The sequence below is a fragment of the Aeromonas piscicola genome, from assembly GCF_000820005.1.
GTDB classification, from domain to species: Bacteria; Pseudomonadota; Gammaproteobacteria; order Enterobacterales; family Aeromonadaceae; genus Aeromonas; species Aeromonas piscicola.
Genome location: NZ_CDBL01000027.1, coordinates 19,083 through 29,048, shown reverse-complemented (window position 1 = coordinate 29,048; position 9,966 = coordinate 19,083). Strand labels below are relative to the sequence as shown.

General features: G+C 60.1%; 8 protein-coding genes. 4 read left to right on the top strand and 4 right to left on the bottom strand.

The window, feature by feature from the left end:
- On the bottom strand, positions 1-839 hold an 839-nt coding region (locus BN1128_RS04410; protein WP_042866563.1), incomplete at its 3' end, for a LapD/MoxY N-terminal periplasmic domain-containing protein.
- Between the two features lie 260 nt (positions 840-1,099).
- Between BN1128_RS04410 and mepM the strand changes: the two genes are divergently transcribed.
- On the top strand, positions 1,100-2,437 hold the full coding sequence (gene mepM, locus BN1128_RS04405) for a murein DD-endopeptidase MepM (RefSeq protein WP_042866561.1): 1,338 nt from the start codon (positions 1,100-1,102) through the stop codon (positions 2,435-2,437).
- Positions 2,438-2,508: 71 nt separating this feature from the next.
- Here the strand turns inward: mepM and BN1128_RS04400 are convergent, their stop codons facing one another.
- A complete protein-coding gene (locus BN1128_RS04400; RefSeq protein ID WP_042866560.1) occupies positions 2,509-3,453 on the bottom strand; it encodes a D-2-hydroxyacid dehydrogenase in 945 nt (314 codons plus the stop codon).
- A 162-nt stretch (positions 3,454-3,615) separates the two neighbouring features.
- Between BN1128_RS04400 and BN1128_RS04395 the strand changes: the two genes are divergently transcribed.
- Positions 3,616-4,197 carry a YjaG family protein gene (locus tag BN1128_RS04395; protein WP_042866559.1) on the top strand — a complete coding sequence of 194 codons (582 nt, stop codon included), beginning with the start codon at positions 3,616-3,618 and terminating at the stop codon, positions 4,195-4,197.
- A gap of 62 nt (positions 4,198-4,259) precedes the next feature.
- Here BN1128_RS04395 and BN1128_RS04390 read toward each other — a convergent pair whose 3' ends face one another.
- Positions 4,260-4,739 carry a MarR family winged helix-turn-helix transcriptional regulator gene (locus BN1128_RS04390; protein ID WP_042866558.1) on the bottom strand — a complete coding sequence of 160 codons (480 nt, stop codon included), beginning with the start codon at positions 4,737-4,739 and terminating at the stop codon, positions 4,260-4,262.
- 163 nt (positions 4,740-4,902) lie between these two features.
- Between BN1128_RS04390 and BN1128_RS04385 the strand changes: the two genes are divergently transcribed.
- A complete protein-coding gene (locus BN1128_RS04385) occupies positions 4,903-5,430 on the top strand; it encodes a hypothetical protein (protein WP_042866557.1) in 528 nt (175 codons plus the stop codon).
- 9 nt (positions 5,431-5,439) lie between these two features.
- Positions 5,440-7,038 (top strand): BCCT family transporter, encoded by a 1,599-nt coding sequence (locus tag BN1128_RS04380; protein WP_042866555.1) that lies wholly within the window; start codon positions 5,440-5,442, stop codon positions 7,036-7,038.
- A gap of 84 nt (positions 7,039-7,122) precedes the next feature.
- On the opposite strand, the gene mutS is transcribed toward BN1128_RS04380, so the two are convergent.
- The gene (gene mutS / locus BN1128_RS04375) at positions 7,123-9,693 is read right to left on the bottom strand and encodes a DNA mismatch repair protein MutS (protein ID WP_042866554.1); all 2,571 of its coding nucleotides are present in this window, start codon (positions 9,691-9,693) and stop codon (positions 7,123-7,125) included.
- Positions 9,694-9,966: the final 273 nt, after the last annotated feature.

Here is a 9,966-nt window from a genome sequence, read left to right as displayed (position 1 = left end):
GAGGGAGGGTGGGTGGGAATGAGGCGGCTGTAGAGGCGAATGCTGCCCTGGGTGGAGAAGAAATGCTGTTGTTGCATGCCGTCTCCCCCCTCGGTCAAGCCCTGCAGGGGGTGAGCGACTGTAGCCGCCTGTTGCTTGCCGAGCTGGGTTATCTTGAGCCGCTGTTGCAGCAGATCTCGCTTGCGTTCCGAGACCAGCTGGTTGACCGAGATGACCAGCTCCTTGAGATCCTGCAGCCAGGGAGAATCCAGATTGCCGCTGAACTGGCGTTTGCGGATCCTGACCAGTTGCTGGTTGATGAGCTCGAGGGGGCGCAGCAGGCGGCCGCATACCCAGGAGATCACCAGGGTGAACACCAGCAGGCCGGCGAGCAGGGCAAGGCCGGTGCGGCTGATGGCATTCCACAGGTGCTGATAGGCGTAGCCTTTGTGTCCCTCGAGCGTGAGGGTGCCCAGCATGCGCCAGCCATCGGTCAACTCCTGCTCAATTTTGACCGGTGGCATGTCGATAACGGAAGGGAGCCAGCTGGGCACATTCTGTTGCGCTGTGTGAAAGACCTTCTGGAACAACAGTTGACCGTCAGGGTCCAGCAGGGTGACCGAGCTGACGAAGCCGCCGTCGAACATGGCGTTGACTATGGTTTCGGCCAGCACCTTGTCATCGTTGAGCAGAGTGCCTTGCAGCACCAGGCCGAGGGCCGTGATGGCCGTTTCCAGGTTGGCCGACATCTGGTCTAGGATGGACTGGCGTACCGTGGTGACTTCCAGCACGAACAACAAGGCGGCACCGATAACGAACAGGATCAGGATGATTCGGTTTAACAGTTTTGCTAACGACATATCCACTCCATGGAAAAGTTATCGCAACATCATGAAACCTTGGGCCAAACACAATCGGACCCGGTTCTTAAAAATAGGAAAAAAATGGTTAAAAAAGACGATCATTTCTGCCCATAGGGGAATGTTATGCATAAAATGTGAGGTTCATGCAGATTGCTATGAACTAATTGTGAGTATTTAGGTCAAACAATCAGTTTTATACGGTTTTATAGCAAACAGACTGACCACTAACACCCTTGGATCTAATGACAGGATAGCGGATGAAACGTCTCCGTCCCTTGGTAGCACAGGCTGCCAATTGGGAACCCCCGGTTCCCCGCAAGCATTTTTACGCCATGTTACTGCTCACGGCCATGACGCTGTCAGCGGTAGCCATATTGCCGGCACCAGGTGACATCCTGGAGCGGCCATTGCGTCTGGAGTTGCCCATTGCCACCAACGGCACGGCAACCAACGAAGACAATACGGATTTTAACGACATCCCGGATCATGAGCTGGTGGAAGCCGCGACCCCGGAAGATGACATCCCGACCGATGCGACTCCCCAGTGGCAGGACTACAGGGTGCGCAACGGTGAAAACCTGACCACCATCTTCAACAACCTGGGGCTCTCAACCACCACCCTCTACAAGGTGCTGGATGCGGATGGTAAAAACAATCTGGCCCGCCTCAAACCCGGTCAGACCATAGAGTTGCTGATCGATCAGGACAACATACTGCAACAGATGAAGATTCGTCTGAACATCAAGCAGACCCTGATCCTGGAACGCACCGATGACACCTACAGCGCCAGCATGCTCAATGAAGAGGTGCAGTGGCAGCAGAAGAGCTATGACGGTGTCATCAACGGCAGCTTCTATGTCAGTGCCCGCAATGCGGGGATCCCGGCCAACCACATCCAGAAGATTGCCAACCTGTTCCAGTGGCGGTTGAATTTCGCCAAGGATCTGAAAAAGGGCGACAAGTTCAAGGTGCTGGTCCGTCAGGAGACGGTCGAGGGCAAGAGCACGGGCAACACCCAGTTGCTGGGGGTCGAAGTGTTCAATCAGGGGCAGGGCGTCTCGGCCTGGTTGTCGGAAGATGGCAACTACTATGACGGCCAGGGCAACAGTCTGGAGCGCGGTTTCCGCCGCTATCCGACCCACAGCCGTTATCGGGTCAGCTCCAGCTTCAACCCGAATCGCCGCCACCCGATCACAGGTCAGATTCGCCCTCACGAGGGCACTGACTTTGCCTTGCCGGTGGGCACGCCCGTGATGGCGACCGGTGACGGCGTCGTGCTCAAAGCCACCAGCCACCCGCTGGCTGGTACCTATGTGGTGATCAAGCACGGTCGTACCCTGATGACCCGCTATCTGCACTTGAGCAAGCTACTGGTGAAAACCGGCCAGAAGGTGAAGATGGGCGACAAGATTGCGCTCTCCGGCAACACGGGCCGTTCCACCGGTGCCCACCTGCACTACGAGGTGCGGATCAACAACCGCCCGGTCGATGCCATGAAGGTCAAGCTGCCGATGGCGGAGCCGCTCTCCGGCAAGGCCAAGCGCCAGTTCCTCGCCAAGGTGAAGAGCTATCGCAAGGAGATGGAGGCAGGCTGAGGCCGGTTTCCCGCCGAATAGAAAAAGGCCTCGCCAATATGCGGGGCCTTTTCATTGGTGCCACGGATGGATCAGTAACCCTTGTCGAAGTCTATCTTGCCGTCCAGCGGCTGACCGTCGATGAAGCGGATGTAGTTGCGCACGAAGATCTGGGCCACATCATCGGGGAAGCTGTAGGCGCTGTTGTGCGGGGTGATGATGAGGTTGGGCTGGCCCCAGAGCGGACTGTCAGCGGGCAGGGGCTCTTGCTCGAACACATCCAGCACCGCCATGCCCAGCTTGCCGGTGCGCAGGGCGGTCAGCAGATCGCCTTCGTTGATGGCATTGCCACGACCAACGTTGAACAGGATGGCGCCCGGCTTGCAATGCTCGAAACGGGATGCGGTGAACAGATGATGGGTCTCGCGGGTGGCGGGCAGGACGCTGACGATGACGTCGGCCTGGGCCAGCATCTTGTTCAGCGCCGGCAGCTGATATACCTGATCGAAACCAGCCCGCTCACGGCCGCTGCGGCTGACGCCGAGCACCTTCATGCCAAAATGCTTGCCGGTGTGGGCTATGTGCTGGCCTATGCTGCCTGTGCCCAGGATCAGCAAGGTGCGTCCCTTGAGCCCCTGATAGGGATGACTCTGCCACAGTCGCTGTTTTTGCTGTTCCCGATAGAGTGGCAACTGACGCATCAGGCTGAGCAGGTGGCCGAAGACATATTCGCTCATCAGCGGGCCGAAGATGCCGCGCACATTGGTGAGCTGGTAATCGCGGCGGCAGCGTGCATCCAGCAACACGTCAACGCCGGCATAGGTAGACTGAAACCAGCTCAACTTGTTGGCCATGGCCAGCAGCGGCTTGGCACGTGCCGGCTCGGCCATCAGTATGTGAGCCTCCCCGATCAGTTTTTCGGCATCGCTCTGGTTGTCGGCTCTCAGAATGCGCAAATGGGGGAGGTGAGCCGCCTTGAGCAGACGCTCGTAGTGCGCGTTGTCCTGGCTGAGCAAAAGAAGGGTACGTTGACTCATACTCTTGTTCCTTATCAGATTTGCGGCGCGGGAGAGAGGCCGCTCTGCCTTCATCTTACCCGAGTTGATCGGGCAAGATAGTCGACCTGGCCGCTTTTTCGTTTTCGCGCGGCCCCTCGTGGGCTACAATCTGCCCCACATTTTGCAAAGGATCCGACTCCAGTGTTTGGTGACAAGTTTTATAAGCGACTGGCCGAGCTACAGCCTTGGCAACAGACCGTCTACACCCTGGCGCTGGCGGAGCGCATGTACCCCAACTATGCGCTGTTTGCCCAGGCATCGGGTTTTGGCGATGCCAAGGCGTTTCGCAACGCGCTGGATCAGATGTGGAACTACCTGACGGTGAAGGGATCCCGCGTCAATCTGGGGGCCATCCTGGAGGCGTTTGAAGTCTACATTCCGGAGCCCAGCAAGTTTGAATCCTACGGTGCCTATCCGGCGCTGGATGCCTGCGTGGCGCTGGGTTGTGCCTACAACTCGGTGATATGCCGGGTCGGCGAAGAAGCCGAAGACGCCAGTCATGCCTCAGTGGGAACCGTGGCCGGTTTCATCGAGATGCTGGAAGAGCGCGACATGACCGAAGAGGAACTCTACGAGCACGAGTATATCGAGGCCGAGCTGGAGTTTCAGGTCGAGCTGCTCAAGCGGGTGGCCCACGAGCGTGACAGCGAACGCATCCTGGCGATCAGGGTATTTGCGGCCCAGGAAGGTGTTTCCAACATAGGCATCAGTCTGGACGAGTGATACCGTCACGGGATCTGTCGAAAAAGTCCCCATAGAAAAAAAGCTCCCGTCGGGAGCTTTTTTTATGCCCGTTCTTCGGTGAGCGGTCTGACGCTCAGCACAGGGGCGGCATCGATGCCATCGGCATTCATCATGGCCGAGATACGCTGCAGGGAAGAGAGCAACAGGCCTTGCTCCCAGATTTCCAACGCCTGGAAACGCTGGATGAAGCTCTCTTGCAGCGGGGTCGGCGCCTGGGCCAGCAGGGCGCGGCCTGCGTCAGTGAGTGTCGCGTGAACCTTGCGCTTGTCGGTTTCACTGCGAATGCGCTGTACCAGTTGGCGACTCTCGAGACGGTCCATGATGGTGGTCGCGGTAGCTTGGCTCATGTTGGTGTGGTCAGCCAGCTGACGCATGGAGATCTGCCCCAGCTCGTTGATCCCCTTGAGCAGCAAGAGCTGCGGGGAGGTCAGCCCGGCTTCTTTGATCAAGCGCTTGGAGTGCATATCGATGGCACGAATAATCTGGCGCAGTGCGACCAGCACTTCATCATGTTTTTCCATGGGGTCTGAGTCATTGGAGGGCTGTTGAGAGGCGCAAAATTCTCCGCCTAATTCCTCATCAGGTCAATATGGTTTTTGGTCTAATGATTTCTGCTCTAATGATTTTTGTGTTAGGTTGTCCGCCGTTTTCCGGATTTTAACCCGATATTTGAGGAGCGAGATGATGAATAACGATCTGGACATCAAGTCTCTGGTTGCCGAGCTGCGGGTGGTCAGAGTGCGTTACGAGCTGCCTGATACCTCGGCTTTCGTGCGTTATCAGCCCGTCTATGACGAAGATCCCAACACCCTCAAGGTGCACCACTATGATGGTGAGCTTCCCCTCTCCTGTAGCGAGACTGGTGCTTTCAACCTAAAGGAGTTGGTGAACGAATTACGTTATGCCTATGTGCTGGTCCACCTCTTTCCTGACGAGAGCGCCATGAACTTCTACCTGACCGGCCTGGATACCGGCCTGGCCCAGCTGGAGTTTATAGGCGGTTCCTATGACTTCAACCGGCTCTGGATCACCAGCGGCATCTCCAATCTGGGTGTGCCCATGGCCATCTTCCTTGGCAAGCGCCACGCCGTGAATGGCCAGCCATCCGTTACTCTGGTGGACCATCGTGAACTGGCTGCTGGCCGTATGGTCTATCGTGCCATCGGCGGTGCCGGTGAGCATGTGGGCGAAGACTTTTTCAACAACGACTAAGGAGGCCCGATGAGAGCAACCAAAGGGCTATTGAAAGGCCTCAACCCGACCATGGCCATGACGGCCCTCACCGTCATTACCCTGTTCCTGCTATTCGGCGTATTCGTGCCCGAGACGGCTGCAACCTGGTTCGTCGGCGCCAAGGATCAGATCATCGCCGGGTTCAAGTGGTACTACATTCTGGTGGTCGCCCTGTTCCTGTTCTTCGCCGTCTATCTGATGTTCAGCCGTTTCGGCAGCATACGGCTGGGTGACGACGACCAGGTACCGGAGTTCGGCTACTTTGCCTGGTTTTCCATGCTGTTCAGCGCCGGGATGGGCATAGGCCTGGTGTTCTGGAGCATAGCCGAGCCCATGAACCACCTACAGGGCAACCCCTTCATCACCGAAGGCATGACCCCGGAGGCGGCCCAGATCGCCATGCGCCTCACCTTCTTCCACTGGGGCCTGCACCCCTGGGCCATCTATGTGATCGTCGGCCTGTCGCTGGCCTTCTTCAGTTATCGCCGCAAGCTGCCGCTGGCCATTCGCTCCGTGCTTTACCCCATTCTCGGTGAGCGGATCTACGGCTTTTGGGGTCATGCCGCCGATGTGCTGGCGGTGTTCGGCACCGTGTTCGGGGTGGCGACCTCCCTCGGTCTCGGCGTCTCCCAGATGAATACCGGCCTCAACCAGATGTTCGGCATGGCGGTGTCGCAGTCCAATCAGCTCTGGCTCATCGGCGGCATCAGCCTGATCGCCACCCTGTCGGCGGTCTCAGGCGTGGGACGCGGGGTCAAGCTGCTCTCCGAGCTCAACATCTGGCTGAGCGTGTTCGTGCTCAGTCTCTTTCTGGTGCTGGGGCCGACCACCTATATCCTCAACGCCTATGTGCAGAACATCGGTGACTACCTGCAAAACATAATCAAACTCAGCTTCTGGACCAACACCGAGGCCAACGGTACCTCGGCCTGGCAGTCGAGCTGGACCGCGTTTTACTGGGGCTGGTGGATCGCCTGGGCACCGTTTGTCGGCATGTTCATCGCCCGCATCTCCAAGGGGCGCACCATACGTGAGTTCGTGCTCGGCGTGCTGCTGGTGCCCTCCCTGCTCGGCATGTTCTGGCTGACCGTGTTCGGCGGCACTGCCATGAATCTGGAGCTGTTTGGTGGCGGCGGCGTGGTGGCTGCGGTCAATAAAGATGTGACCCTGGCGCTCTACCAGACGGTGGAACTGCTGCACTGGGACACCTTTGGCTGGATTGCCAAGGGGGTGCTGACCCTGCTTATTTGCACCTATTTCATCACTTCCAGTGACTCGGGCACGCTGGTCATCACGACCCTGCTCTCCATCGGCGATCAGGATCCCCCCGTGCTGCACCGCGCCATCTGGGGTCTGGGGCAGGGGCTGGTGGCGGCCATCTTGCTGATGTCCGGCGGACTGGCGGCCCTGCAGGCGGCCAGTATCATAGCCGCGCTGCCGTTCTCGCTGATCATGCTGGCCATGTGCTATTCGCTGATGCTGGGACTCAAGCAGGAGAGTCAGCACCAGTTCGAGTACCGGCAGAAGCTCAAGCGTCATCCCGGCTCGGTCAACCTGAGCCTGCTGGATCGCATAGGCCCGGCCTGACCGCGCAGTGGCAAATCGAGGAAAACAAAAGGGGAACCGCGAGGTTCCCCTTTTTCATTGTTTTTTGCTGTATTCAGTGGCCGATCAGAGCATCTGCTTGAGGCGATAGAGCAGATCCAGCGCCTGACGGGGGGTGAGCTCGTCCGGGCTAACCGCCTCCAGCTCATCCACCACTGGATGGGACTGGGGCGCCAGCGTCACCGGGGCCGGGCGTGTTTCACCTGCGGCCGGTGGCGTGGCGCTCTCCAGCTCCGCCAGCTTGTGGCGAGCCTGATTGATCACCGATTTCGGTACCCCCGCCAGCGCTGCCACTTGCAGGCCGTAGGAGCGGCTGGCAGCCCCCTCCTGCACCGCGTGCATAAAGGCGATGGTATCGCCGTGCTCCACCGCATCCAGATGAACGTTGGCCAGCCCCTCGATCAGCTCCGGCAGACGGGTCAGCTCGAAGTAGTGGGTGGCGAACAGGGTATAGGCGCCGATCTTACTCGCCAGTTGCTCGGCGCAGGCCCAGGCCAGCGACAGGCCATCGTAGGTGCTGGTGCCACGGCCAATCTCGTCCATCAGCACCAGACTGCGGGCGGTGGCGTTGTTGAGGATGTTGGCGGTCTCGGTCATCTCCACCATAAAGGTGGAGCGGCCGGAGGCGAGATCGTCCGACGCCCCGATCCGCGTGAAGATGCGATCGATGGGGCCGATGCGGGCGCTGTCGGCGGGCACGAAGGCGCCGATATGGGCCAGCAGCACGATCAGAGCGGTCTGGCGCATATAGGTGGATTTCCCCCCCATGTTGGGACCCGTGATGATCAGCATCCGGCGATCCCGCTCAAGCCGGATGGGGTTGGCGATAAAGGGATCGTTCATCACCTGCTCCACCACCGGATGGCGGCCCGCTTCGATCAGGATCTGATCCTCGTCGATAAGTCGAGGGCAGCGGTAGTCGAGGGTCTCGGCCCGCTCGGCCAGATTGGCCAGCACGTCCAGCTCCGCCAGCGCGGACGCCGACTCCTGCAGATCGCCGAGGTGGGGCAGCAGGGTGTCGAGCAGCTCTTCGTAGAGCCGTTTCTCCAATGCCAGCGCCTGGGCCTGAGCGGTGAGCACCTTGTCCTCGTATTTTTTAAGCTCGTCGATGATGTAGCGTTCGTTGTTCTTGAGGGTCTGGCGGCGGATGTAGTGGGCCGGTACCAGATGGCTGTTGGCCCGGCTCACCTCGATATAGAAGCCGTGTACCCTGTTGTAGCCCACCTTGAGGGTGTTGATGCCGGTCAGCTGCTTCTCGCGCTCCTCGATGCGGGCCAAGCTGGCGGTGGCGCCGTTGGCCAGATCCCGCAGCTCGTCAAGCTCCTGGTTGAAGCCGTCACGGATGACGCCGCCATCGCGGATCAGTACGGGCGGCACCTCCATCACAGCGTGCTCCAGCAGGTCCAGCAGTTCGGGGAAGGTGCTGGCGCGCTCGGCCAGCTGTTGCACCGCTTCGTGCTGGTTATCCGCCAGCAGGCGCTGCAAGTCGGGCAACTGGGCAAAGGCCTGACGCAGCCGGGTGAGGTCGCGCGGGCGGGCGGAACGCAGGGCGAGGCGAGCCAAGACGCGTTCCACGTCGCCTACCTGACGCAGCAGGTTGCCCAGCTCGTCATAGAGGTTCTGCTCGATGAGCTCCTTGATGGTGCTCTGGCGGCCTTTGAGGATCACCCGATCGCGGATCGGCTGGTGGATCCAGCGCTTGAGCAGGCGACTGCCCATGGGGGTGGCGGTGCGATCCAGCACCTCGGCCAGGGTATTTTCATACCCTCCCGCCAGATTCTGGGTCAGCTCCAGGTTACGGCGGGTGGCGGCATCCATGATGACGGCGTGATCGGGCTGCTCAAGGCGCACGCTGCGGATGTGGGGAAGGGCGGTGCGCTGGGTGTCTTTGACGTACTGCATCAGGCAACCGGCGGCGCACAGGGCTGTCTCGCTCTGGTCGACCCCAAAGCCCACCAGATCCTGAGTGCCGAACTGCTGGCACAAGAGGGTGCGGGCTGTGCCGAGCTCGAACTCCCACTCGGGGCGACGGCGCAGGCCGCGGCGACCCTCTACGTGCTGCAAAAACGCGAAGGATTCGGGATAGAGCAGCTCGGCCGGGTTGGTGCGTTGCAGCTCCGCCAGCAGCGTCTCTTCCTTGTCGAACTGGTTGATGAAGAAGCGACCCGAGCCTATGTCCATGGTGCCGTAGCCGAAGCGGCGGCCATCGTGATAGACGGCGGCGATCAGGTTGTCCTGTCGCTCCGAGAGCAGCGCCTCGTCGGAGACTGTGCCCGGGGTGATGATGCGGATGACCTTGCGCTCCACCGGCCCCTTGCTGGTGGCGGGATCCCCCACCTGTTCGCAGATGGCGGCGGATTCACCGAGCTGTATCAGCTTGGCTAGGTAGCCCTCGATGGCGTGATAGGGCACCCCCGCCATCGGGATGGGGTTGCCCGCCGACTGGCCGCGCTTGGTCAGGGAGATATCTAGCAGCTGGGAGGCCTTGCGGGCATCGTCGTAGAACAGCTCGTAGAAGTCGCCCATCCGGTAGAACAGCAGGATCTCCGGGTTCTCGGCTTTGAGGCCAAGGTACTGCTGCATCATGGGCGTGTGGGCGCTCAGGTTGGCGCCGCTGGCTTGGTATTGTGCTGTCATGTTCTATTCCAGAAGGGGCCTCTGCGGGCCTGGGTCTGCGGTGATGGGCTCTGAACGAATGGAGGCCATTCTACACATAAGCGCCGCCGCAGTGGAGGCATGGCTTCCATGGCGCTGTCGGCCTGGTCCGGGCCCAGTCGGCAAGCCCTGGCAGGCGGCGCCTGCACCACTGGGCCCCAGAGCCGCACATCGGTGCCGCGATGGGGGCGATCGGGTTCTGCCCTGCCGCGGTTGCGGGCGACAGGATCGGGATCGCATAATGTGCCTCTTGAG